The following is a 24,872-nucleotide window of genomic DNA, read 5'->3' on the forward strand; positions in this document are numbered from 1 at the left end:
TGCAGGAGCTTCACATGACTTCAGAAGTGAGAATCGTCGAAGTCGGCCCGCGCGACGGCTTGCAGAACGAGAAAACTCTGCTGCCGCCCGACGTAAAAATCGCCTTGATCGACCGCCTTTCCACCACCGGCTTGAAAACGATCGAAGCGACCAGCTTCGTCAGCCCGCGCTGGGTGCCGCAATTGGCGGACGCCGATGAAGTGTTCCGCAAAATCCGCAAGGTACCGCACGTGGGTTATCCCGTGCTGGTGCCGAACGAACAGGGCTACCGTCTTGCACGCGTGGCGGGCGCCACCGAGGTATCGGTATTCACAGCCGCCTCCGAAGCGTTCAACCGCGCCAACATCAACGCCAGCATTGCCGAATCGCTGCAACGCTTCCAGCCCATACTGGATCACGCCAAGGCGGAAGGCGTGAAGGTGCGCGGCTATGTGTCCACCGCATTGGGTTGCCCTTACCAGGGCGATGTACCGGTGGCGGATGTCGTGCGCGTGGCGAAGAGCCTGCACGAGATGGGCTGCTATGAAATCTCGCTGGGCGACACCATCGGTGTCGGCACCCCGGTGAAAGCGCGAGCCATGCTGCATGCGGTGGCGCAGGAAGTGCCGATCGACGCACTAGCCGTCCATTTCCACGACACCTACGGCCAGGCACTGGCCAATATCCTCGCGTGCCTGGACGAAGGCGTACGCGTGGTCGACAGCGCCGTATCCGGCACCGGCGGCTGCCCGTATGCCAAGGGCGCCACCGGCAACGTGGCCAGCGAAGACGTGGTGTACATGCTGCACGGGATCGGCATGCAGACCGGCATCGACCTGGAACTGCTGGTCGCCACCGGCGCATGGTTGTCCGCCCAGCTCAACAAGCCGACGGCAAGCCGGGTGACCAAGGCGCGCACGACGGTCTGATACCTGCAGCCGGCGTATCGCGCAGTGGCATCCATGGATGCCAGGTGACTGCTGTTGGGTTACGCTGCGCTAACCCAACCTACTGCCGCTCATGTCCGACTTTCTGATCCGCACGATCGAGCCACGCGACAGCGCCGCCGTGGCAACCATCATCCGTACCGTCATGCCTGAATTCGGTGCGGATGGTCCCGGCTTCGCCATCCACGATGCCGAAGTGGATGACATGCACGCCGCTTATTCCCGCGCCCGCAGCGCCTACTTCGTGGTGGAACGAGACGGCAAGCTGGTGGGCGGTGGCGGGGTCGCACCGCTGGAAGGCGGCGATGCGGAAGTTTGCGAATTGCGCAAAATGTATTTCCTTCCCGAGGCGCGCGGTATCGGCGCAGGCTCGCGCATGATGCAAATCTGCCTGGATGCTGCGCGCGAGCTGGGATTCAAGCGCTGCTATCTGGAAACGCTCACCGGCATGGATGCCGCGCAAGCCCTGTACCGCAGGCATGGCTTTGCGACGCTGAGCGCACCGATGGGCGGTACCGGGCATTTCAGCTGCGACCGCTTTTATCTTCTCGAACTGTAGCGAGCGAGGGCGCCATGGCCAGCCGCAATCCAGCCATCGATGCATACATCGCAAAGTCCGCAGACTTTGCCCACCCCATCCTCGAACACATCCGCACTGTCGTGCACGCCACCTGCCCCGACGTGGAAGAAGGCATCAAATGGGGTTGCCCACACTTCAGCTATCAGGGCAGCCTGATGTGCTCGATGGCTGCCTTCAAGCAGTATTGCAGCTTGGGTTTCTGGAACGGAAAGGAAATCGTGGGCGATGCCGCCAAGGAAGGTGCGGGCGAATTCGGCAAGATCCTCTCGATCAAGGATTTGCCGAGCAAGAAAGATCTCGCCGGCTATATCCGCAAGGCGATGGCGCTGAAAGAGGCCGGCAAGAAAACTGCACGTCCCAAGGCTCCCGCCAAACCGGCACCGGCATTGCCCGCGGACTTCGCCGCACTCCTGAAAAAGCAGCTGGCGGCGCGCAAACACTACGACGCTTTCAGCCCCAGTGCCCAGCGTGAATATATCGACTGGATCAACGAAGCCAAGACCGACGCCACCCGCCAGAAACGCATGACTACGGCGCTGGAGTGGCTGGCCGAAGGCAAACACCGCAATTGGAAATACCAGCAATGATTCGCATCGCCCGCGCCGAAGACGCCGAAGCCATCCACGCGATATACGCACCGACGATTACCGATACGGCGATCACTTTCGAAACCGAACTGCCCGGCGCGGAAGCCATGCGCCAACGCATTCTCACGCGCCTGCAGCACTATCCATGGCTGGCCTGGGAAGAACACGGCGAAGTGCTGGCTTATGCGTATGCCACGCGTTTTCGCGAACGTGCCGCCTACGACTGGATCGCCGAGACTTCCATCTACGTGCATGCCGACGCGCGTCGGCGCGGCATTGCACGACGCCTGTACGAGGTGTTGCTGGATGTGATGCGCCTGCAGGGCATCAACCAGGCGGTCGGGGTGATCACCCTGCCCGGCCAGGTCAGCGTCGCGCTGCACGAGTCCATGGGTTTCGCACCGGCTGGTGTCTGGCGCGCAGCGGGCTACAAGCTGGGGCAATGGTGGGATGTCGGCGTGTGGCAGAAAACCCTGCAACCGCCGGCGAATCCGCCTGCCGCCGTGCACACCTTTTCCTCGCTGATGCAGACAGACGAGCTGCACGCACTATTGCAGCGCACCTGAAAACCGGCCGACGGCACGGACTCCGCTGTCAGCGCAGTTGCAAACGCTGACAGCCGTCTTCCGCCCGGCATACGTGCTTGCGGCTTGAAAGCATACGCAACACCGTGCGGGCGGCCCCTACTGCGATTTCGTCCCAAGGCGCTCAATGACTCGGCGCCTCATTCCGGCGCGCATCGCATCATAGGGAGATGAAGTCATGAGTATTCGTTCGATCATCCAACGCGCCACCTGTGCCCTGGCCGCGCTGTTCGTGCTGGGCATGGCGGCGCCCGCCAAGGCGGCCGGACCGTACGTGGATATCTGGGATGCCTTGCCTACCTGGCAACAGCAAGATGGCTGGCTGGACACGGCCTATTGGCTGAAGGTGAATTTCAACGACATTTGCGGCGATACCTTCTGCGAGGGCGAATACCCGAACCTGGAGGCTTTGAGCTACCGCTGTTCAGTCGACAGCGCCAGCGGCACGGTGGGCGAATGCGTATTCATCTTTGCCGCCAGCCAGGAAACCGTTAGCCCAAGCGACGGCAGGATCATCGCCGAGCCGCGCAACTGGCAATGCGCCACACCGCTGGCGCCGGGAACCACGGCAGCGGAACTTGCACAGGCGCTCTCCAATACAAATCCGCTGTTCACTCCCTTGCCCCGTACCGGCAAAACCATCTACGACAGCTTGACGGACCATTGTCTGTATTGACGCGCGACACTCGGCAACAAAAAGCCCCGGCATGCCTGCCGGGGCTTTTCGCTCATCGCGCACGCATCGAGCGCGCCATCAATGATTGGCGGCGATGATGCTCACGATCACGCCCGTCGTGATCGCAGCGAGCAGGAAATCGCCGTTGTCGCTGCGGATGTACTGGTAGCCGCGCGGCGGCGGCCTCAGGCGATAGTGGCGCCAGTCGCTGACCACATACCGGCTGCCGCGATATTGCTGGGGAATGCGTCCGTTCCGCTTGTACCAGCCTTCGTGGCGCCCCTGGTCGTACATGCCGTGATAGCGCGGGGCCGGCGGCGGAGGCGGCGGGCCAGGACGATAGGCCTGGGCCATGACACATTGAGACGAGACCAGCATCGCGCCGCAAAGGGCGAGCGCTCCCAGTTGTTTCTTCATGGCGTACTCCTTGTAGAGACCTGACTGCACGGGAATCGCACGGCTGCACCTTTCCCTGTGCGGATATCGCGCTCCCCGGCATGGCCGGGGCCTGCCCGGAGTCGCGCTCCCGGCAGGGCGATCAAGATTGCGTCAGCCTGCCGAATGCTTCGTGAATCTTGCTTCCGGCCATTCAGCTTGCCCGCGCGGGCGACGGCCAAGGGCTCTGCGCTACCATTGCGGTTTTAGGTTCCCGGGATATCCCATGCAGCTCAATCAAGTGAAGGCCATCATTACCGGCGGCGCCTCCGGTCTCGGCCATGCGGTCGCCCAGCATCTGGCGGCGAACGGCGCCCAGGTCGCGCTGTTCGACGTCAACGAAGAGAAGGGCCAGGAAGCGGCCAAGTCCCTGGGCGGCAGCGCGCGATTCTTCCGTACCGACGTCACCTCCGAAGAGGGCGTGAGCGCGAACGTGGCCGCGGCCAGGGAAGCCATGGGCGGCCTGAACGTGGTGATCAACTGCGCCGGCATCCTGGGCGCCGGCCGCGTGCTGGGCAAGGAAGGCCCGATGCCGCTGGGCACCTTCGCCTCCACAGTGATGGTGAACCTGGTCGGCAGCTTCAACGTTGCCAAGGCCGGCGCTGCGCTGATGCAGAGCAATGAAGCCGGCGAAGACGGCGAGCGCGGCGTCATCATCAATACCGCCAGTGTCGCCGCTTACGAAGGCCAGATCGGCCAGGCCGCCTACTCCGCTTCCAAGGGCGGCGTGGTGGGCATGACCCTGCCGATGGCACGCGAACTTTCGCGCTTTGGCATTCGCGTGGCGACCATTGCCCCGGGCATCTTCTGGACACCCATGGTCGACGGCATGCCGCCGCAGGTGCAGGAATCGCTGTCCGCTTCGATTCCGTTCCCCTCGCGCCTGGGCAAGCCAGACGAATTTGCCTCCACCGTGGCGTTCATCCTGGGCAACCGCTACATCAACGGCGAAACCATTCGCCTGGATGGCGCGGTGCGTCTGCAACCCAAGTAAGCGAATCGGGTATGGAGAATCGGGAATCGCAAACCCCGTTCTCCGCCCACTTTCGCGTGGCTGCGCTTTTGACGAATCCCGATTCCCTACTCTCCATTCCCGGCTCAAATCCATGAAAGCTTCCGACGTCAAGAAAGCCAACGTGATCGAACACGAAGGCACCGTCTACCAGGTGCGCGACATCGAGCGCAGCTCACCGACCGCCCGCGGCGGCAACGTCACCTTCCGCTTCACGCTGTACTCGATTCCCGGCGGACGCAAGTTCGACCTCAGCCTGCGCGCCGACGACGATCTGAAAGAAGTGGATCTGGCACGCCGCCCGGCCAACTTCTCCTACATGGATGGCGATGCGTTCGTGTTCATGGACAACGAGGACTACACCCAGTACGTGCTTGGCCCGGAAGTGGTCGGCGACAATGCCGGCTACATCGTGGAAGGCGTGGAAGGTTATTACGTGCAGGTGATCGACGATGCGCCGGTCGGCCTGCAGGTACCTACCAGCGTGACGCTGACCGTGGTCGACACGGCGCCGGAACTGAAAGGCGCCAGCGCCACCAAGCGCACCAAGCCGGCCAAGCTCAACACCGGTATCGAAATCCAGGTGCCCGAATACATCACCAACGATGAGAAAGTCTGGGTCAACACCCTGACCGGCGAATTCGCCGGCCGCGCATAAGCACGGCTTTTTGCATTGGCTTCCTCTCCACTCCGGGGAGAGGATTGCGGTGAGGGGCGGCTCTTGCGACTGCCTTCATCAAGTGTTTTTACAACGATACCGTCGCAGATTTGCCCCTCAACCCGGCCGTCTCACCACCCGGGCCAGAGAGTCGCAGCAGGTCCCTATTTTCGTCCGATCCACAGGCGACACCGGCTGCACCGGTGAGGCAGAATCGATGCATCGACGGCATCGATTCCCTCCATGTCCACCCGAGCTTATTCGCTGCGCGCCAGCGTGCTGCAGAGTCTGACCGCGACCAAGCGTCCGGACGTGCCTCTGTGGGTGGTGGTGCGCAATACCGCGGCCGTCGTGCTGCCGCTGGCCATCGGCATGCTGACCGGCCACCAGGAAGCGGGCCTGGCGGTCGCCGCCGGTGCGCTGGACACCATGTTTTCCGATCAGCCCGGCCCTTACCGGCAGCGGCTCTGGCAACTGTTCCTGGCATCGCTGGCGGCGGGGCTGGCCTCACTATGCGGCTTTCTGGTCGGCGGCGAACTGCTGCCCATGACTCTCGCCACGGCGGCCTTCGGGTTCTTTGGCGGTTTGCTGGTGGTGTTCGGCACCGACATCGCACGCGTGGGCATGACCAGCATGATCCTGCTGGTGGTCACCGCAGCGTCGCCGGCCGGCCTGCACGAAGCATTGGTCGGCGCCGCCCTGATCTTCAGCGGCGGCTTGCTGCTGGCCCTGTTTTCAGTCGCTGCGTGGCCGTTGTTGCGCTACCGCCCGGAGCGCTACGCCTTGGCTACCGTGTACCGGGGGCTGGCAACATTGGCCAACGAGCGTGCGCAGGACGAAGGCGACGTCCCTGCCCTGACCGACGCCATGACCACGCTGCAACAAACCCTGCTAGGCAAGCACCATGCGCGGGGACGCGCCATGGAAGCCTTCGCGGTACTGCTGGAGCTGGCTGAGCGCATCCGCCTTGAACTGGTGGCCATGTCCAACATGCATGGCGCCACCCAGGTCCTCGCCTTGTTCCGTGCCGATGCCTCGCGCGTGCTCAATGCCGTAGCCGAAGCACTGGAAGCAGGCGAGTCGCCCGAGCAGGCTTCGCGCGCGCTGCGAACGCTGCAAGCCAGCGAACGCGCACTGCTCGACAACCATTCGCGCAACGACAGCGTCGCGGCGCACATCCACGCATTGTCCGGCCAGTTGGCTGCCGCCGTGCGCAATGCCAACTGGGCCGGCTCGCGCGGCGAGACACGTGCGGAAACAGCGGAAATGCGCCTGCCCAGCGCGTTGCGCGGCAACTCGGCACTGGGTGTGCTGCGTGCGAACCTTACCGTTCATTCGGTGGCTTTCCGCCACGCCATGCGTTGCGCCACGTGCCTGAGCCTGGCCCTGCTCGCTTCGCGCATCTGGCAACTTCCGCACGGCTACTGGTTGCCGATGACCGCCGCCATCGTGCTGCGCCCGGATTTCGCTGCCACCTTCAATTTTGGATTGCTGCGCGTGGTGGGCACCATTCTCGGGCTGGTGCTGACCACGGCGCTGCTGCTGGTCACTCCACACGATGCATGGACGCACCTCGCGCTGATGGCCTTGCTGTGCATGGCGTTTCGCTACCTAGCCACCGCCCACTACGGCATCGCAGTGGCGGCGCTGACCGGCACCGTGGTGATCTTTCTTTCGTTCGAGGGCGTGAACTCGGGTACGGCCGTGCTCGACCGCGTACTCAATACCGCGCTCGGCAGCGGCATGGCATTGCTGGCCTATGTCGTGTGGCCCACCTGGGAGCGCGGGCGCGCCCGCGCCGCGCTCTCGGACATGCTTGACGCCTACGCCCACTACCTGGGCGCGCTGGCCCATCCGCAGCAGCGCGACAGTCATCGCGAAACACGCACCGCCGCACGCACCGCGCGCACCAATGCGCAGGCATCGCTCGATCGCATGCAGGCCGAGCCGGCCACACCCCTGGCCCTGCTGGAACTGGCCAACGCGCTATTTCTCAATGGCAACCGCCTGGCGCGCACGACTATGACACTGGAAGCCTTGCTGCACGATTGCGACAACCTGCCCGAGCAAACCGAAGTCACTTACTTCATCGATCATTCGGCCGCGTACCTGCACGACCTGGCCCTCGCCTTGCGCACCAACCAGCCGCCCCGCCCCGCGCCGGAACTGCGGCAACTGCAGCGCAGCCTGTCCAGCCTGCTGGCCATGGCCGACGACAAGCCGCGCGCCGAGCAGATCGTGCGCATCAGCGACCGCCTGGTCGACAACATCAACACGCTCGCCTACGTGGTCGGCCGCGGACCGCAGGAGACGGCCACGCACGGGAACCAACGCGTGCCCTCCTAGCGCCTGTTAGCACTATTTTCGTGGCTCGCGAAAATAGTGCTAACAGGCCCTGGACCCGTGCACGAGCCCCCAACGGCGGCAGGCGCTACACTTGGCGAATGCTGAAAATAGACACCCACGCCCACATCCTTCCGCGCGACTGGCCCAACCTGGCCGCCAAGTACGGCAACGACGCGTTCCCGGTGATGAACCACAACGACGGACGGCATCGCATCTACAAGGACGGCAAGTTCTTCCGCGAAGTGTGGGAATCCTCGTTCGATCCGCAGCATCGCATCAACGATTACGCCCGCTTCGGCGTGGACGTACAGGTGATCTCCACCGTACCGGTGCTGTTTTCATACTGGGCGCCGGGCTACCAGGCGCTGGAATTGCACCGGCATCTCAATGACCACATGGGCGAGATGTGCCGGGATTTCCCCAGGCACTACGCCGGCATCGGCACCGTCCCGCTGCAGGCACCGGACCTGGCGATCCGCGAACTTGAGCGCTGCATCGACGAACTGGGCCTGTGCGGCGTGCAGGTCGGTTCGCACTGCAACGAATGGAACCTGGACGCGCCGGAACTTTTCCCGTTCTTCGAAGCGGCTGCCGATCTCGGCGCCGCCATCATGGTGCACCCCTGGGACATGATGGGCGCCGCCACCATGCCCAAGTACTGGCTGCCCTGGCTGGTCGGCATGCCGGCGGAACAATCGCGTGCGGCCTGCTGCCTGGCGTTTGGCGGTGTGCTTGAACGGCTGCCCAAGCTGCGCGTGATGCTGGCGCATGGCGGCGGCAGCTTCCCCTGGACGATCGGACGCATCGAGCACGGCTTCCGCATGCGGCCCGACCTGGTTGCCACCGACAACCCGCGCAATCCGCGCGAATACCTCAAGCGCCTGTATTTCGATTCCTGCGTGCACGATCCCCAGGCCCTGCGCTATCTGCTGGATGTGACCGGCGTCGACCGCGTCATGCTCGGCACCGACTATCCTTTCCCCTTGGGGGAGCAGCACCCAGGCAGCGGCATCGAATCGCTGAGCCTCGATGACCCGGACCGCGCTCGCCTGTTTCACGGCACCGCGCTGGAATGGCTGGGGTTGCCACTACGTCGTTTCACTACCGAATCTCAGGAGCACGCATGAATTTCAGGCGTTACACGATGGTGACCGCTGTCTTGGCACTGGCCAGCATCGCGGTGGCACGAGCGGACGATGTCAGCATGGCGTCCGGCAGCGTGCACTTCAGCACGCCTTCGAGCTGGGTAGGCATCATGCAGGTCGATGGCGATCCGGAAGTACGCGTGTTCCAGGTTCCCGATCCGTCGCCCAGCGCCAGCACCACCTTGGCGCGCGTGAGCGTCACGGTGAAGCAGGCTGCCAATCTGCAGGATTTCAACACCTACGTGGGCGGCGCGGTGGCAAAGGCCAAGCAGCTCAAGAACTACCAGCCCGGTCAAAGCACGTCGGGCGATCAAAACAGCTTCATCTACACCGCCAGCGAAAGCGGCACGCCTTATACCTACGTCGAGCGCTACTGGTTCCGTAACGGCCATGCGATTCAACTGCGTTGCGCCCGCCCCGTCACCAGCCAGGCAGGGCAGGACTGGGCCGCGACGTTCGACAAAGGTTGCCGCGCCATCGCCACCACATTGGGCAGTTGATCCGCCCGAACGCCTCTCCTTCGTCGTCCCGTGCCGAACGGGACTTCGCACGAATCAAGCTGGAATGTACCGATGTCCGCACCCTACGAAGCCACTGCTGCCTGGGCCCAGGCCCGCGACGCCAACGATCCGCTGCGTGCGTTTCGCGATGAATTCCTGATTCCGCCGCACACCGGCGGCGAAAGCCATTATTTCTGCGGCAACTCGCTGGGCTTGCAGCCGCGCGCGGTGCGTGAAGCCGTCAACGCGGAACTCAACTATTGGGGCGAGCTGGGCGTGGAAGGCCACTTCAAGGGCCGACTGCCGTGGATGGACTATCACGAATTCGTGCGCGACCATCTCGCGGAAGTCGTCGGTGCACAGCCCGACGAAGTCGTGGCCATGAACACGCTGGGCGTGAACCTGCACCTGATGATGGTGAGCTTCTATCGCCCGACTCCCGATCGCCACGCCATCCTGATGGAAGCCGGCGCCTTTCCCACCGACCGCTATGCGCTGGAATCGCAGATCCGCTTCCACGGTTTCAGCCCGCAGCTGTCGCTGATCGAACTGGAGGGCGACGAGGCGAACGGCACGCTATCCATGGCCGCGATCGAGCGCGCACTGGCCGAGCACGGTTCGCGCATTGCGCTGGTGATGCTGCCGGGTGTGCAGTACCGCACCGGCCAGGCCTTCGACCTGCAGGCGATTACCAAGCTCGCCCACGAGCATGGCTGCACGGTGGGCTTCGATCTGGCCCACGCGGTCGGCAACCTGCCGCTGCGCCTGCACGACAGCGGCGCCGACTTTGCGATCTGGTGCAGCTACAAATACCTCAATGCGGGTCCCGGCGCGGTGGGCGGAGCTTTCGTGCACGCGCGTCACGCCCACGCCACCTTGCCGCGTTTTGCCGGCTGGTGGGGACACGACAAAACCACGCGATTCCAGATGGGACCGGAATTCGTGCCCACTCCCGGCGCGGACGGCTGGCAGCTTTCCAATCCGCCGATTCTGGCGCTGGCGCCGTTGCGCATCTCGCTGGACATATTCCACCGCGCAGGCATGCAGCGCCTGCGCGAAAAATCGCTGCAGCTCACCGGTTATCTGGAATGGCTGGTGCAGAGCCAGCTCGCCGGCGTGCTGGACATCGTCACGCCCAAAGAAACCGAACGCCGCGGCTCGCAGCTTTCGATCCGTGTATTGGGCGGCCGCGAACGCGGACGGTCGTTGTTCGACTACCTGATCGAACACGGCGTGATTGGCGACTGGCGCGAGCCGGATGTCATCCGCATCTCGCCGGCGCCGCTGTACAACCGATTCGCCGATTGCCTGGCGTTTGCGCAAGCCGTACGCGACTGGAGCAGTCAAACAGTATGAAGGATGCTGCCGGAGCCTGTGCTCCGGCAGCACCGATTTGCTCTCAGGCACCGGGCGCAGTGCTGCCCTTACCGCCTTTGCAAGCCTTGAAATCCCGCATCGCCTGCCGCCCGATCTGCCGCAGGCGATTTCGCTAGACCTGCTCGGCCAGCGGATAGAGTTCGCGATTTTCGCGTTGCACGCGCAGGTGCAATGCCTTGAACACATTATTGGCATCGTTGCGGAAACCTTCCGGATCCTGGCTGATTCGCGATGCCAGATTCCAGCGCGAAACGAAGCCCGCGTAGGCTTGCGCTAGATCGCCCATTTCTTCCTGAAAGCGCTTGCCGGTTTCGGCAACCAGCGGATCGCCGGCACTCATGAGAGCCGGATACAGCACGCGATCCTCCGCCGCCAAATGCAGCTTGATCACCGAGCTCATACCGACCAGCTGCGCCAGAATTTTGTCCGCGTGTTCCTGCACACCCGTCTGGACCAGCTCGCGCAAAGCGGTGACTGCTGCGAGCAGATCCGCATGCTCGCGCTTGAACTTTTCGATGTTCACGTTTCCCTCCCCAGGTGGTTGTCCCGTCACCTGTATCGGCCCGAGGAAGCTGAACTGAAGCTTGCGCTAGTCTAAGCGGCTGGAAGGATGGCGCACCTGGCCCTCGCCGCGTACGACAAACCGCTCAACGGTAAGCGCCTCCGCCCCCATCGGGCCATAGGCATGCAGGCGGGTAGTGGAAATGCCGATCTCCGCGCCCAGGCCGAGCTCGCCGCCATCGGAGAAACGGGACGATGCGTTGACCATGACGACGGCCGAGCGAATGGCCTGTACGAACCGGCGCGCCGATTCGTCGTTGCGCGTCACGATAACCTCGGTGTGGTCAGACCCAAACCGCTGGATGTGGCCGATGGCTGCGCCCAGATCGTCCACCACGCGAATGGCCAGAATCAGATCTAGAAATTCCGCGGCATAGTCTTCCTCGGTGGCCGCGCGCATGCCCGGCACCAGAGTGCGGGAGCGTTCGCAGCCACGCAGTTCGACGCCGCGCTCTTCCAGCGCGGCTACCACCTTGGGCAGAAAGGACGCCGCGATGTCGCGATGGATCAACAGCGTTTCCAACGCATTGCACACGCCCGGGCGAGACGTCTTGCCGTCGACCAGCAGATTCAGCGCTCGCGCTTCGTCGGCAGAAGCATCGACATACAGGTGGCAAACGCCCTTGTAGTGCTTGATGATCGGCACGCGCGCATGTTCGGCGACGAAACGGATCAGCCCCTCGCCTCCACGCGGAATGGCCAAGTCGATGATGTCGCTCAACTGCAGCAATTCCACCATGGTTTCGCGGCGCAAGTCCTCGATCAAGGTGAGTGCGGCAGCGGGAATGTCGCGTTGCTCCAGTACGTCACGCAGCACCTGGGCGATCGCCACATTCGAATGCAATGCCTCCGAGCCGCCGCGCAGGATGACGGCATTGCCGGCCATCAGGCACAGCGCCGCGGCATCGGCGGTGACGTTCGGGCGGGCTTCGTAAATCATCGCGATGACGCCCAGCGGAATGCGTACGCGCTCCACTTGCAGACCATTGGGACGAGTCTCCTGGCGCGTCACCAGCCCGACCGGATCGGGCAAGGCGGCAATCTCGCGCACCGCGTGCGCAATGGCTGCTACGCGCGAAGCATCCAGACGAAGGCGATCCAGCATGGCGCCTTGAACACCCTTGGCGGCCGCTTGCTGCAAATCGCGCGCATTGGCCGCAAGAATGGTTTCGCTGTGCGCATCGAGGGCAGCTGCCATGCCTCGCAACAGTTCGCGCTTGCTCTCGCCGTCAAGCGAGAACAACGTCTGGGCCGCATCGCGGCACGCCAATGCCAGGTTCCGAATGTCGCTCACGTGCTGGTTTCTCCCGCCTTCGTTTGCGGATCCACGACTGTTGCCAGATCGTCGCGATGCACGATCTCGGCACCATAGCTGTAACCCAGTGCCGCTTCGATTTCCCGGCTGTGGCGGCCGGCCAGGCGGCGCACTTCCGCGGCACCGTATTGGCACAGGCCACGTGCGATTGCCCGGTCTCCGGCATCGACGATTTCCACCAGATCACCGCGGTGGAACTCACCCGACACACCCAGGATACCCCCGGGCAAGAGCGATGCGCGCCCGCCAAGCAAGGCACGTGCGGCACCCGCATCGACACTGATGCGCCCGACACCGCCCGGCGCGTGACGCAGCCAGTATTTGCGGGCCTGCATACGGTTGCCCGACACGTCTATCAACGTACCACGCAGCCGGTGGCTGGCAAGCGCTGCCACGGTGGCTTCGTCGCGGCCGCTGAACAACGCCGTGGGAATGCCGGCTGCCGCCGCCTTGTCGGCCGCCTGCAGCTTGGTCCGCATGCCGCCGGTGCCGACCGACGTGCCGCTTCCGCTGGCCATGGCAACGATATCTGCCGTGAGCTGCGGCACGTGGCCGATAGGCTGCGCATGCGGATCGCGTCGCGGATCGGCACTGTACAGCGCGTCCACGTCCGAAGCGATCAGCAGCAGATCGGCATCGACCAGGGCGGCGACGATGGCGGCGAGGTTGTCGTTGTCGCCCAGCTTGAGCTCGTCCACCGCCACCGTGTCGTTTTCATTCACGACAGGCAGCACACCCAACGTCAGCAATTCGCGCAAGGTGGCACGCGCATTGAGATATCGGCGGCGGTTGCGCAGATCGTCGTGCGTCAGCAACACCTGCGCGACGGGACGATCCGACAAGCCCTGCCACAACGCAATCATGGGGGCCTGACCCAACGCGGCGAGCGCCTGGCGCGCGGCAAGATCGCCGTCCAACCGGGTTCGCTCGCGCATCAGGGCTCGTCCGGCAGCCACCGCGCCCGAGGATACCAGCACGACTTCGCGCCCTTCCTGGTGGCTCTTCTCGACGAACGCAGCAAGCGCCTGCGCATAGCGCGGCGTCAATCCGCCGCCATCGGCGGCAAGCAGGTTGCTGCCGACCTTCAGTACGGCGCGGTGCCACGCAGGCAGCGCACGCTCGGGTAGCTGGCGTGCCGGCGCCGTCACGTCGTGCCCTCTTCCGTCGGCGCGTCCACGCGATCTCCGTGACTGCGCGGCGCAGAGACCACAATGAAACGCACGTCGGCATCGCTGTCGTTGCGCATCTGATGCGCGCTTTGCGGCGGTACGTGCAAGCCTTCGCCGCGGCGCAAGCGATGAAGCGTGCCTTCCACTTCCAATATCGCCTCGCCATCCAGCACGTAGAAAAACTGGCGTGCATGGAGGTGACGATGCCGCCGTTCAAAGCTTCCCGGGGGCATCCGTTCCTCGATCACGCTCAGATCGCCGGTGGCAAGCAGGTGCCAGCCATCGCAAGCCTGACCCCAGTGATAGTGCTCGGCGTTGGCGGTACTGACCGTGTCCATGGCCATTCCCTCAAGCGGCCAGATCGGCAAGCCGTTGCTTCAAGATGTCCAGGTGCAGATCGTTGCCCGCACCGGGCGAAGTGCGTGCGGCCAGGCTCTGCTCCGGCGTGCGACCCTGCCCCGCCGAACTGGCTGCAACTGCCGCCGCCCGATACGCATCGCGGAACGGCACGCCTGCGGCCGCCTGCTCAATGGCCACATCGGTGGCATACATGGCCGGCTCGATGGCGGCTCGCATGGCCGCTTCGTTCCACTGCATGCGGGCAAGCAGGTCGGGCAGCAATTCCAGTGCGGCGAGCCCGTGCGTAACGCCGTGAAACAGCGATCCCTTGGAGAATTGCAGATCGCGTTGATAGCCCGAGGGCAGCGACAACAACTGCTCGATCTCGCAGCGCGACGCAGCCACTGTCGCATAGGAAGCACGTAGCAGTTCCACCACGTCGGGATTGCGCTTGTTGGGCATGATGGAGCTGCCGGTGGTGTATTCGGCGGGCAGCGAGACGAAATTGAATTCCGCCGTGGTGAACAGCGATAGATCCCATGCAAGGCGACGCGCGTCGAGCATGGCGCTACCGAGGCTTTCCATCACCGCCATTTCGAATTTGCCGCGCGAGAGCTGCGCATAGATGGGCGATACCTGCATGCGCGCAAAGCCCAATGCCTTGGTCGTGTGCTGGCGATCGAGAGGCAGGTTCACACCGTAGCCCGCGGCCGTGCCCAGCGGGTTGGCGTCGATCCACGCCGCGGTTTGCCGCGCGCGCCAGGCGTTGTCGACAAAGCCTTCGGCAAAGCCCGCAAACCACATCGCCGTGGACGACACCACCGCACGTTGCAGATGGGTATAGCCCGGCAAGGGCAAGGCGGGCTGGGCTGCGCGCTGCAGGCATACTTCGGCGATGATGCGACAATGATTTCCCAGCACCGCAAGCTGGTCTTTCAGCCACAGGCGCGTGGCAACCAGGATCTGGTCGTTGCGGCTCCGCCCGGTATGCACGCGACGGCCGGCGTCACCGAGGCGATCGGTCAAGCGTGCTTCGATGGCGGAGTGGCCGTCTTCGTAACGCTCGTCCAGCACGAAATGTCCCGCACGGAAATCTTCGGCCAATGCATCGAGCTCGCGTTTGAGATTCTGCATTTCCTCGGTACTGACCACACCGATGTGGGCGAGCCCTTCGACGTGCGCCTTGCTGGCCGTGATGTCGTGCAGAAAAAATTCGCGGTCCAGCAGCACGTCGTCGCCGGCCAGGAATTTCATGATCCGGGCATTGGTTTCGACGCCGGCTTTTTGCCAAAGGAGGTCGGTCATGACGAAATTCTCTTTGCTTTGACCCTCTTCCCAGAGGGAGAGGGGTTCAGTGGGCGGGAATGGCCGTGTATTCATCCACGCCGATGGCGCGATTGATGTTCTGCATGGCTTGCGTTGCAGCCCCTTTGAGCAGGTTGTCCAGGGTAGCGACCACCACCACGCGCTTGCCATCGGACGACATCGCGAAACCGCCGACCTCGACGTGGTGCTTGCCGGCGATCCGACTGACCCACGGTGCCTCATCCACTACGCGCACCAGCTTCTCGCTACCGTAGCGATGCTGGAACAGCGCCTGGATGTCTTCGCGCTTGTGTGCGCGCGACAAGTAGAGATTGGTGGTGACGGTCAAACCGCGAAAGTGCGGGGCAACGTGCGGCATGAATTCCACCGGGATGCCCAGGTGCCAACTGGCTTCCTTCTCGTGCACGTGGCCGGTCAGTGCATACGGCATCAGGTTGTCGCGCAGCAGTTCCGGATTGTTCTTGTCCGATGGCGTGGTGCCGGCACCGGAATAACCCGAAACGCCAAAACACACTGGCGGCGCGGCAAGCACATCCTTGAGCGGCGCGATGGAAAGCTGGATGGCGGTGGCATAGCAACCCGGATTGCTGATGCGCTTTTCACCGCGCCATTTGCCACGCGTGAGCTCCGGCAACCCGTAATACCATTGCTTGTCGAAGCGGTAATCCGCCGACAAATCCACGATCACCGGATCCTTGCCCGCCGCATCGAAGGCTTCGACACAGGCCGCTGCCTTGCCGTTAGGCAGCGCCAGCACCACGATGTGGGCACCCAGGCCGGGAAGGTCTTCGTGTGCCGGCGAGCTGTAGCACAGATCCCCCCGGTACTCGGCGACGTGTGCATCCACGCGCTGGCCGTCCAGCTCGCGCGAGGAAACATACGCGAGCTCCAGCGAGGGATGGGCCGCCACCAACCGAATGAGTTCGGCCCCGGTGTGGCCGCGCGCGCCAACGATACCGATGCTTTTCTTGGAATCAGCCATGTCGATCAGTCCACCAGGGTGGGTTGGCGCACGGCGCAGTGAGCGACGCAGCGTGCGATGGTGTCGAATCCTTCCATGCCGTACCAGAACACCTTCCAGCGTTCCTGCTTGTAGCAGCCATCCGATTCGGCGTAATAGAAAATATTGACCTGGTTGCCGTGGCGCGAGCGCCAGAACAGGCTGGGATTTTCCTCGCGCATGACCAGCCAGACTGCGCGCCCGAGGCCTTCGCCCTGGGCATCGTCGAGCACGGCGAACTTGTCCAGATAGACCAGGCCATCCTCGCAGGTGAGGATCATCGCCGCGCGGTAGTTCTCGCTGACGTAAACGCGATACGGCTGCGTGCGCTCGAAATAATTGTCGACCAGCTTGCGTCCGAAGCTCGACTCGATCAGCTCGCGCATGCGCGCCAGATCGATACCTTCCCAGCTTTCATAGCGAAAGACTTTTTCACCGCGACGCACCAGGGTGCCGGAACCCTTGTGGGTGAACAGTTCCTTGGCCAGCTCGGATGGGCGCGTGATCGACACCGAGGAGGTCAGCGGCAGGCTTTGCAGCAAGTCGGCAATCTGTTCGATCTTCACGCGCATGCCGCCGTTGATCCACGGTTGCGCGATCAGATGATCGAATTCGGTGCTCAGATTGATGGAGTCGATGATGCGCCCCTGATCATCGAGCAGGCCGCCGGTGCCGGTCAGGAAGATGATCTTGTACGGCTGCAGCACGCGCACCAGGTCATTGGCGGCGAAATCCGCGTTGATGTTCAGGAACTGGCCTTCATCCGTTTCGCCCAGGCTGGCGATCACCGGAATGGAGCCGGCGCGCAGGCTGGCCTCGATCGGCGCCAGGTTGATGCTGTCGACCTTGCCGACCATGCCGTAGGTTTCTTTGTCCAGGAAACTGGACATGAAGACCCCCGACGGCACCGAGGTGGCGCGCGTGTTCATCGCCTGCAGCGCTTCGACCAGGCGAAGGTTCTGCTGCTGGAACACGCGCCGGACGATGCCCAAGGCCTTGGGCGAGGTCACGCGCAGGCCGTTGATGGTCTGCTTGGTGATGCCTGCGGCCTGCAGTTCTTCGTCGAGCTGCGGGCCGGCGCCGTGCAACACGATGGGCGTCAATCCGACCTGCTGCAGGAAGGTCAGCGAAGAAGTCAGGTCGGCGAGCTCATCGCGCAATACCGCACCGCCGACCTTGACCACGGCGAAGCGCTTGGCGTCAAGCTGCGAAAAACGCTTGAGGTACTGCTGGATTTCCTTGGCGCTGCCCATCGCGGAGAGCAGGCGCACAATGGTTTGACGGGTGTTCTTATGCGCTTCCACGGTTGACGATCTCGTAAATGGTTTCGGCGTATTGCTGCAATTGATCCAAGGCAACCCATTCGTCGGCCGTATGCGCCTGGGCAATGTCCCCGGGTCCGTAGACAAAGGAGATGTAGCCTCCGGCGGAGAACAAGGCGGACTCGGTCCAGAAATTCACCGCGTTGCCCACCGGAATGCCCAGTTCGTCGGCGACGTCGCGTGCGGCCAGGCGCCTGGTTTCGGCCGTGGCCGTATCGCCCGCGGGCAACGACACCCCGCGGAACAATTCGGCAAATTCCACGGGATGCAGCTCGACCAGCGTGCGAAAAGCCTCCAGCAGCTGATCCGGATTCATGCTCGGCAGCGGACGGAAGCCGAAACGGACATCGGCGGTCGGCGCAATCACATTCGCCTTGATGCCGCCTTCGACGCGACCGATGTTGAAGCGCAGCCCGGTCAGTCCGCCAAAACGTTCGTGTGCCTGGCGTTCGACATAGTCCAGCGCTGCCGCGCCCCAGCGCATCGCCTGATGCAAGGCATTGTCGCTGGGACGCTGCTCGCCGGACGCATGCCCTGCCTGGCCTTGAAACCTCATCTGTACCGAATGAATGCCGCGGTGGGCGAGCACTGCTTCACCGCGGGTGGGTTCGGCGACGATGATCGCGTCGTAGGAATGGCCTTCTTTCAGAAAGGCGGCGATGCAGCGCGGATCGTTCGCCTCTTCGTCGGTGGACAACAGCAAAGCCAAGTCGCCTTGGCTGGCATTCGCGACCGCGAGCAGCGCGGCGGCGGCGCCCTTGATGTCGCAGGCACCCAGGCCGATGGCCCGGTCTTCGGTTACCAGCAACTCGTGCGGGTCGCGGCTCCAGTGCGGCGAATCGGGCACGGTATCCAGATGCACGTTGAACAAATATTTCGGCTTGCCGCGCACCGCATACAAGGTCACCGCGCCTGCACCATGGTCTTCGACTTTCACCTGAAAGCCGGGCAGATGCTCGCTCAGGTAGTCGAAGATGCCGCCGGTGCCGATTTCGCGCGGAGGATTGCGCGTGTCGAACGACACCAGCGCACGCAGATGCGCCAGCGTCGCGTCCAGCAGTGCGGCTCTAGCGAGTTCCGCACTCATCGATTGACCTCGGCCCACAAGGTGCTGCTCATTCCGAACAGCTTGATGAAGCCTTCCGCCTCGGCCACGCCCCAGTCGGCCGCCTGCGCATAGGTGGCGCCCTTGGCATTGAGGATGTGCTTGGATTCGATCGCCACGGCGTTGACGATGCCACCGCTGGTTTCCAAGGTAACGTCGCCGTTGACGGTGGCCTGGCTGGACGCCAGGAAGGCTTCGAGGTCGGTTTTCAACGGATCGTGGAAGAAGCCTTCATAGACCAGTTCCACCCACTTGCGCGCCACTTCGGGTTTGAAGCGGTTTTGCTGCTTGGTTAGCACCGCTTCCTCCAGGGCACGATGCGCGACCAGCAGCGCGGTCAGGCCGGGGGCTTCGAAAATGATGCGTCCCTTCAGGCCGATGGTGGTATCGCCGGTGTAAATGCCGCGGCCTACGCCATATTGCGCGAGCAGCGTATTGAGCTTGGCCAGCATCAGGTGGCCGACCATCTTTTCGCCGTCCAGTGCGACCGCTTCGCCGTTGACGAAGCTGATCTTCAGTTGCAGAGGCTTGGACGGCCATTCAGGGCGCGGCTTGCACCAGCCCACGGCACCTTCGCCCGGTGCCTGCCAGCGATCGATTTCGCCGCCGGACATGGTCAGGCCCAGCAGGTTTTCGTTGATGGTGTAGGCCTTCTGCTTGGCGCGCACGCCGAAACCCAGGTCTTCCAGGTACTTCTGCTCGTACGCGCGCACCTCGGTGTGTTCTTTCTGGATTTCGCGGATCGGTGCGACGATTTCATAGTCGCCCTGCGCCTTCACCGCCAGGTCGAAGCGCACCTGGTCGTTGCCCATGCCGGTGCAGCCGTGCGCGATGGCGCGGGTGCCCAGTTCGGCGCAACGCTTGAGCGCTGCGTCCACGATCAGGTAACGATCGGATACCAGCAAAGGATATTGCCCCTGATAGCCTTCGCCTGCCCAGGTGAACGGCTTGACGAAACCATTCCAGATCGCCGGGCCGCCATCGACGGTGACGTGGCTGGCGGCTTTCAGTTCCTTGGCGCGCGCCTCGATGTACGCCCGCTCTTCGGCGTCGACTCCGCCGGTATCGGCGAACACGGTATGTACCGCCCAGCCGCGCTCTTGCAAGTACGGAATGCAGAAACTGGTGTCGAGGCCACCGGAGAACGCGAGAACGATGTCTTTGCTCATGATGCGGGATCCAAAAAAGTTTTTTACGGAGATTCGATGACGATGCTCGGTTCGCAGCGCACCGGAAAATTGACGGAGTTGGCAATGAAGCAGGCGTGATGGGCGTCTTCGTGCACGGCGACGGCACGGGCCGGATCGCTGTCGGGCGTGATCGTCACCTGCGGACGCAATACCACCTCGGTGAAATGTCCATCGCTGCCGCGATCGACCAGTGTGCCCACTGCCGAATCGACATAGCCGGTTACCACCACGCCCGCCACCGCAGCGAGGTGCAAATACCAGAGCATGTGGCAACTGGACAGCGAGGCGACCAGCAAGTCTTCCGGATTGTGCTTGGAATCGTCGCCGCGGAATGCCGCATCCGACGAACCGGCGATCGCCGGTTTGCCGGCCACCTGCACTTCGTGCTCGCGCCCATAGCCTTGATAGGTGCGGGTACCTTCGCCGCGGTTGCCCGTCCACGTCACCTGCACGGGATACTGGTGCTGCTTATCGCTCATCGCGGCGCTCCTCGGCACGTTGCATCAGTTCCACGAGCTCGGCGTCGCGCCTGCCTGCACGCTCGCCGAGTCCCTTGATGACGCCTTCACGGTTGGCGTCCGGATGGTTCTGGCTCAGCTTGAATTTGCCCTCGATGTGCTCGACGGCAATCTCCAGGCCTACGATCGCGTTCAACATCTGCTCGACGTGATCTTCCGGTGCATCTCCCACGTGCCACGGCTCGGGCTGTGTCGCTTCGTGACGATCGGTCAGCTTTTCCAATAGCGTGCGCAGCCACACTTTGTCGTGGACGACTCGCAGACGCCCGCGCACGTGCACGACGGCGTAATTCCAGGTAGGTACCTCACGCCCGGTTTCACGTTTGCTGGGGTACCAGTTGGGGCTGATATAGCCGTCCGCGGCCTGGAAGATCGCCAGCACCGGCGCACCGTCCGCCTTCGCCAATTCGTTGCCGCGCGCCACGTGTCCCTGCAACAGGCTGTCGCCCGCCAGTTCAAACGGCAGGTGATTGGCAACCAGGCCGTCGCCGCCTTGCATCACGACGGTGGCAAACGGATAGCTGCGAATCAACGCATGCAGCACATCCGTGCGTGTTTCGTGAAAGGATCTGGGCAAATACATGAAAACCCCGCCGCTCAGCGCTGCGCGATCAGCGAAGCCATCACCGCCTTCTGCACGTGCAGGCGGTTCTCGGCTTCGTCGACGGCGATGCAGGCCGGCGAATCCATCACGGCGTCGGTCGCCTTGATGTTACGGCGCAGCGGCAGGCAGTGACTGAAAACGCCGTTGTTGGTCAGTGCCATCTTCGCTTCGTCGACGATGAAGTGCTTGTGTGCGTCGCGGATCGGCTTTTCGTTTTCCCAGCGACCGAAGAACGGCAGGGCGCCCCAGCTCTTGGCATAGACCACGTCGGCGCCGCTGTAGGCTTCTTCGATGTTGTGGCTGACCTTGAGCGAGCCGCCGTTTTCTTTCGCGTTCTGCTCACCGAAGGCCATGTAACGCTCGTCCAGCACGTAGTCAGGCGTAGGGCACAGCAAAGTGACATCCATGCCCATCTTCGTTGCGATCAGCAGCGCGGAATTGGCCACAGCCGTATTCAGCGGCTTGGGATGATAGGTCCAGGTGAGCACATACTTGCGCCCGGTGAGATCGCCGAACCGCTCTTTCAGCGCCAACGCGTGCGCCAATTCCTGGCAAGGATGGGTGATCGTTTCCATATTGATCACCGGCACCGTGGCGTATTGGGCGAACGCCTTGATCACCGCATCCTCGCGATCCACCGACCAATCCTGGAATTTCGGAAATGCGCGCACGGCAATCAGGTCGACATAGCGGCTGAGCACGCGCGCCACTTCGGCGATGTGCTCTTCCGCCTCGCCATCCATCACCACGTTGGGACGAAACTCGATCGGCCATGCGTCCTTGCCGGGCGACAGCACGATGGCGTGGCCGCCCAGATGAAACGCACCGAGTTCGAAACTGGTGCGCGTGCGCATCGAAGGATTGAAGAACAGCAGCGCGACCGACTTGCCGGCAAGCTGCTGGCCGCGTGGCGAACGCTTGAATGCGGCGGCCTGCTCCAGCAGTGCGTCGATTTCGGCGCGGCTGTAGTCCTGGGTGGTTAGGAAGTGACGAAGCGACATCGTTGACTCCAGTCCGAAAAAACAAAAAACCCGGCGCAAAGGCCGGGTTTTGTCGTCGTGTTACACATAAAACGTGGCGACAGCCTACCCGGCCGAATGTCGGTCCAGCGGTCGGCGAGCACGCGACGTCATGCCAGCGGCCATGCGGGCGCTGGTAAGCACAGTAGCGGTATAGACGGCTGCGGACATGGGTGTTCCGGGTGGTTGAACTTTAATCATGACCGGATTTTCGCTGCCATGCAACAGGAAAGGTCGCCGGGGTGCGTCACACAGGCGAAGCACGTGAACGCCTCGACCTTTTCCGCTCCTCCGACCGGACGCGGCCATGGGCTTTGTCGGTGTAGAAAAATCACTAAAACAAAAGCGGCCGCTCGTACGCGGCCGCTTGGGCAAAGCCGGCAGGAGCATCAGTCTGCCGGAGAGACATTGACCCGTACGCGCAGGCGTTCGCCTGGGTCGTAGCTCAGGCGGGACATATAGACGTCCCCGTGATACCGATATTCCACGTCGTAGCCGATGATCTGCCGCTGTTCGCTGACCTGGCTGCCCGGCTGGCAAACGGTCTGGTCGGTGGTATAGGTCTGACCGCCGCTGGCGACCGAGTTGCCGACCGCACCGCCCACTACGGCGCCGCCCACCGTGGCGGCGGTGTTGCCGCGGCCGTGGCCGATGGTGCTGCCAAGCACGCCGCCAACCACGGCACCCAGCACCGTGCCGAGGCCCTTGTTGCCGGGCGTCTGCTGCACGACCTGCTGGTTGTAGCACTGCTGCGTCGGGGTGGCGGTACGGGTAACGCCGTAGACCGGGTCGACCCGCAGCACATCCGCCCAGGCGTAGTGCGCGTTGTCGCCGCCGGCTCCAGGCGGCGGCGGGGCCGCGCCCGGCGGGGGCGGCGGCGGGTAATCGCTGTAGTTGGTCTGCGCCGCTACACCCGTGGATACGGTCAACAGGCCAAGCAACGCGATCAACAGCATCTTCTTATTCATGAACAGCCTCCGCGGAGGGGGATGAAAGCGCTTTCTGCGCATGACGAAATTGCAGCAAATTCACGCTGAATCCACGCTTAGAAAGGCCGCAACTTAGTGCCTTGATTTGTGTTGAGAAATGTAACGTTTAGTCAGATCCGAACGAGCAGCCGGATCGTCCGCCCCCAAGACCTTGATAAGATGGCCGGCCGATTCGCCCACGCCAGCCAAACCCGCGGACTTCGCCCCATGCCGATCTCGCTCCATAACAGCCTCAGCCGCCGCATCGAGCCCTTCGTGCCGCTCGATCCGAACCGGGTGACGGTGTATCTGTGCGGGCCGACGGTCTATAGCTACGTGCACATCGGCAACGCACGCGGCCCGGTGGTGTTCGACGTGCTGGTCAAGCTGCTGCGTCGGCATTACCCGGGCGTGATCTATGCCCGCAACATCACCGACGTGGACGACAAGATCAACAACGCCGCCATCGAGCAAGGCGTACCGATCGGCACCATCACCGGCCGCTTCACCGAGGCCTACCGCGAAGACGTGGCCAAGCTGGGCATTGCGCCGCCGGATATCGAACCCTTCGCCACCGCGCACATCGACCAGATCGTCGCGATGATCGAAACCCTGATCGCCAAGGGACACGCCTATGCGGCAGAAGGTCACGTGCTGTTCGACGTGGGCTCCTACGCCGCTTACGGCGAACTCTCCGGGCGCGACACCGACGAACTGATCGCCGGGGCACGCGTCGAGGTGGCTCCGTACAAGAAAAACCCGACCGACTTCGTGCTGTGGAAACCCTCCACTCCCGAGCTGCCGGGCTGGGACAGCCCCTGGGGACGCGGGCGCCCGGGCTGGCACATCGAGTGCTCGGCGATGACTGCCGCGCACCTGGGCGAGACCATCGACATCCACGCCGGCGGCGTCGACCTGCAGTTCCCCCATCACGAGAACGAGATCGCGCAGTCCACCTGCGCTCATGGCGGCAAGGTGTTCGCGCGCTGGTGGCTGCACAACGGCATGCTTACCTTCGACGGCCGCAAGATGTCCAAATCGCTGGGCAACGTGCTGCAGTTGCATCAGCTGCTCGCGCTGCACCCGCCGGAAGCCCTGCGCCTGCTGTTGCTGCGCGGCCACTATCGCCAGCCGCTGGACTGGTCCGACACGGCCATCACCCAATCGATCAGCACGCTGGATGGCTGGTATCGCGTCCTGCGCGAACTCAGCCACATTGACCTCGACCCCGCTCAAGCGCTGCCGGTCCCGCAACAGGTAGAAGAAGCCTTGTGCGACGACCTAAACACACCCAAGGCACTGGCCGAACTGTCCTTGCTGGCGGATGCCGCTCGCCAGGCCCCTTCCGCCCCCGCCAAGGCCGCCTTGCTCGGGGCGGGCGCCATGCTGGGCTTGCTGCAGGACGATCCTGAAGCCTGGTTCAAGCACGCCGGCAACCAGAACGTGGACGCCGACCAGGTCGAGGCCCTGCTGGAAGCGCGCCGCGCGGCGCGCGCCGCCAAGGACTTCGCCCGCGCGGACGCCATCCGCCAGGAGCTGACGACGATGGGCGTGGTCATCGAAGATGGCGCCCAGGGCACGCGCTGGAGCGTCGTAAAGCGCTGATTCGG

General features: G+C 63.5%; 26 protein-coding genes. 12 read left to right on the forward strand and 14 right to left on the reverse strand.

Annotated elements, in window-relative coordinates; translation table 11 throughout:
- The first annotated feature begins 14 nt into the window (after window positions 1–14).
- The 5 genes from ISS99_RS20530 to ISS99_RS20550 all read left to right on the forward strand — a co-directional run bounded on the left by ISS99_RS20530 (window position 15) and on the right by ISS99_RS20550 (window position 3,353).
- Complete coding sequence (locus ISS99_RS20530) at window positions 15–908, forward strand: hydroxymethylglutaryl-CoA lyase (RefSeq protein WP_204633467.1); 894 nt, start codon at window positions 15–17, stop codon at window positions 906–908.
- A 91-nt stretch (window positions 909–999) separates the two neighbouring features.
- Window positions 1,000–1,485 (forward strand): GNAT family N-acetyltransferase, encoded by a 486-nt coding sequence (locus ISS99_RS20535; RefSeq protein WP_204633468.1) that lies wholly within the window; start codon window positions 1,000–1,002, stop codon window positions 1,483–1,485.
- Window positions 1,486–1,499: 14 nt separating this feature from the next.
- Window positions 1,500–2,093 (forward strand): YdeI/OmpD-associated family protein, encoded by a 594-nt coding sequence (locus ISS99_RS20540; protein ID WP_204633469.1) that lies wholly within the window; start codon window positions 1,500–1,502, stop codon window positions 2,091–2,093.
- Window positions 2,090–2,659 (forward strand): GNAT family N-acetyltransferase, encoded by a 570-nt coding sequence (locus ISS99_RS20545; RefSeq protein ID WP_204633470.1) that lies wholly within the window; start codon window positions 2,090–2,092, stop codon window positions 2,657–2,659. Before ISS99_RS20540 ends, ISS99_RS20545 begins: the two co-directional genes overlap by 4 nt.
- Before the next feature lie 196 nt (window positions 2,660–2,855).
- Complete coding sequence (locus ISS99_RS20550) at window positions 2,856–3,353, forward strand: hypothetical protein (RefSeq protein WP_204633471.1); 498 nt, start codon at window positions 2,856–2,858, stop codon at window positions 3,351–3,353.
- Between the two features lie 78 nt (window positions 3,354–3,431).
- On the opposite strand, the gene ISS99_RS20555 is transcribed toward ISS99_RS20550, so the two are convergent.
- On the reverse strand, window positions 3,432–3,770 hold the full coding sequence (locus tag ISS99_RS20555; protein WP_204633472.1) for an RcnB family protein: 339 nt from the start codon (window positions 3,768–3,770) through the stop codon (window positions 3,432–3,434).
- 244 nt (window positions 3,771–4,014) lie between these two features.
- Between ISS99_RS20555 and ISS99_RS20560 the strand changes: the two genes are divergently transcribed.
- From ISS99_RS20560 to kynU, 6 genes are all read left to right on the forward strand, one after another.
- Window positions 4,015–4,782, forward strand: a complete 768-nt coding sequence (locus ISS99_RS20560) for an SDR family NAD(P)-dependent oxidoreductase (RefSeq protein ID WP_204633473.1) — start codon at window positions 4,015–4,017, stop codon at window positions 4,780–4,782.
- A gap of 112 nt (window positions 4,783–4,894) precedes the next feature.
- A complete protein-coding gene (efpL, locus tag ISS99_RS20565) occupies window positions 4,895–5,458 on the forward strand; it encodes an elongation factor P-like protein EfpL (RefSeq protein ID WP_204633474.1) in 564 nt (187 codons plus the stop codon).
- A gap of 243 nt (window positions 5,459–5,701) precedes the next feature.
- Window positions 5,702–7,804, forward strand: coding sequence for an FUSC family protein (locus tag ISS99_RS20570; protein ID WP_204633475.1), 2,103 nt, complete (start codon window positions 5,702–5,704; stop codon window positions 7,802–7,804).
- A gap of 98 nt (window positions 7,805–7,902) precedes the next feature.
- Window positions 7,903–8,931 (forward strand): amidohydrolase family protein, encoded by a 1,029-nt coding sequence (locus ISS99_RS20575; RefSeq protein ID WP_204633476.1) that lies wholly within the window; start codon window positions 7,903–7,905, stop codon window positions 8,929–8,931.
- The gene (locus tag ISS99_RS20580) at window positions 8,928–9,449 is read left to right on the forward strand and encodes a hypothetical protein (RefSeq protein ID WP_204633477.1); all 522 of its coding nucleotides are present in this window, start codon (window positions 8,928–8,930) and stop codon (window positions 9,447–9,449) included. Before ISS99_RS20575 ends, ISS99_RS20580 begins: the two co-directional genes overlap by 4 nt.
- A 72-nt stretch (window positions 9,450–9,521) precedes the next feature.
- Window positions 9,522–10,805, forward strand: coding sequence for a kynureninase (gene kynU / locus ISS99_RS20585; protein ID WP_204633478.1), 1,284 nt, complete (start codon window positions 9,522–9,524; stop codon window positions 10,803–10,805).
- A gap of 133 nt (window positions 10,806–10,938) precedes the next feature.
- Here the strand turns inward: kynU and ISS99_RS20590 are convergent, their stop codons facing one another.
- The 13 genes from ISS99_RS20590 to ISS99_RS20650 all read right to left on the reverse strand — a co-directional run bounded on the left by ISS99_RS20590 (window position 10,939) and on the right by ISS99_RS20650 (window position 23,262).
- The gene (locus ISS99_RS20590) at window positions 10,939–11,349 is read right to left on the reverse strand and encodes a hemerythrin domain-containing protein (RefSeq protein WP_204633479.1); all 411 of its coding nucleotides are present in this window, start codon (window positions 11,347–11,349) and stop codon (window positions 10,939–10,941) included.
- 66 nt (window positions 11,350–11,415) lie between these two features.
- The gene (locus tag ISS99_RS20595) at window positions 11,416–12,681 is read right to left on the reverse strand and encodes a glutamate-5-semialdehyde dehydrogenase (RefSeq protein WP_204633480.1); all 1,266 of its coding nucleotides are present in this window, start codon (window positions 12,679–12,681) and stop codon (window positions 11,416–11,418) included.
- Window positions 12,678–13,850: a glutamate 5-kinase gene (gene proB / locus ISS99_RS20600; protein WP_204633481.1), complete on the reverse strand. Its 1,173-nt coding sequence runs from the start codon at window positions 13,848–13,850 to the stop codon at window positions 12,678–12,680. The genes ISS99_RS20595 and proB overlap by 4 nt, the downstream gene beginning before the upstream one ends.
- Window positions 13,847–14,209, reverse strand: coding sequence for a cupin domain-containing protein (locus ISS99_RS20605; protein ID WP_204633482.1), 363 nt, complete (start codon window positions 14,207–14,209; stop codon window positions 13,847–13,849). Before ISS99_RS20605 ends, proB begins: the two co-directional genes overlap by 4 nt.
- 10 nt (window positions 14,210–14,219) lie before the next feature.
- Entirely contained in the window at window positions 14,220–15,515 is a 1,296-nt protein-coding gene (gene argH, locus ISS99_RS20610) for an argininosuccinate lyase (RefSeq protein ID WP_204633483.1), read from the reverse strand.
- Window positions 15,516–15,561: 46 nt separating this feature from the next.
- On the reverse strand, window positions 15,562–16,518 hold the full coding sequence (gene argC / locus ISS99_RS20615; protein WP_204633484.1) for an N-acetyl-gamma-glutamyl-phosphate reductase: 957 nt from the start codon (window positions 16,516–16,518) through the stop codon (window positions 15,562–15,564).
- A 5-nt stretch (window positions 16,519–16,523) separates the two neighbouring features.
- Window positions 16,524–17,789, reverse strand: coding sequence for an acetylglutamate kinase (locus ISS99_RS20620; RefSeq protein WP_239538495.1), 1,266 nt, complete (start codon window positions 17,787–17,789; stop codon window positions 16,524–16,526).
- A gap of 37 nt (window positions 17,790–17,826) precedes the next feature.
- A complete protein-coding gene (locus ISS99_RS20625; protein WP_204633486.1) occupies window positions 17,827–18,945 on the reverse strand; it encodes an acetylornithine deacetylase in 1,119 nt (372 codons plus the stop codon).
- Window positions 18,942–20,135, reverse strand: coding sequence for an argininosuccinate synthase (locus ISS99_RS20630; protein ID WP_204633994.1), 1,194 nt, complete (start codon window positions 20,133–20,135; stop codon window positions 18,942–18,944). Before ISS99_RS20630 ends, ISS99_RS20625 begins: the two co-directional genes overlap by 4 nt.
- Before the next feature lie 20 nt (window positions 20,136–20,155).
- Entirely contained in the window at window positions 20,156–20,632 is a 477-nt protein-coding gene (locus tag ISS99_RS20635; protein ID WP_204633487.1) for an OsmC family protein, read from the reverse strand.
- A complete protein-coding gene (locus tag ISS99_RS20640; protein ID WP_204633488.1) occupies window positions 20,622–21,254 on the reverse strand; it encodes an FMN-binding negative transcriptional regulator in 633 nt (210 codons plus the stop codon). The genes ISS99_RS20635 and ISS99_RS20640 overlap by 11 nt, the downstream gene beginning before the upstream one ends.
- Before the next feature lie 14 nt (window positions 21,255–21,268).
- Window positions 21,269–22,276, reverse strand: a complete 1,008-nt coding sequence (locus ISS99_RS20645; RefSeq protein WP_204633489.1) for an N-acetylornithine carbamoyltransferase — start codon at window positions 22,274–22,276, stop codon at window positions 21,269–21,271.
- 407 nt (window positions 22,277–22,683) lie between these two features.
- Window positions 22,684–23,262 (reverse strand): glycine zipper 2TM domain-containing protein, encoded by a 579-nt coding sequence (locus ISS99_RS20650; RefSeq protein ID WP_204633490.1) that lies wholly within the window; start codon window positions 23,260–23,262, stop codon window positions 22,684–22,686.
- Window positions 23,263–23,490: 228 nt separating this feature from the next.
- Between ISS99_RS20650 and cysS the strand changes: the two genes are divergently transcribed.
- Window positions 23,491–24,867 (forward strand): cysteine--tRNA ligase, encoded by a 1,377-nt coding sequence (gene cysS / locus ISS99_RS20655; protein WP_204633491.1) that lies wholly within the window; start codon window positions 23,491–23,493, stop codon window positions 24,865–24,867.
- The last annotated feature ends 5 nt before the right edge of the window (window positions 24,868–24,872 follow it).

It is taken from the genome of Dyella mobilis, from assembly GCF_016904945.1.
Classification (GTDB): domain Bacteria; phylum Pseudomonadota; class Gammaproteobacteria; order Xanthomonadales; family Rhodanobacteraceae; genus Dyella_B; species Dyella_B mobilis.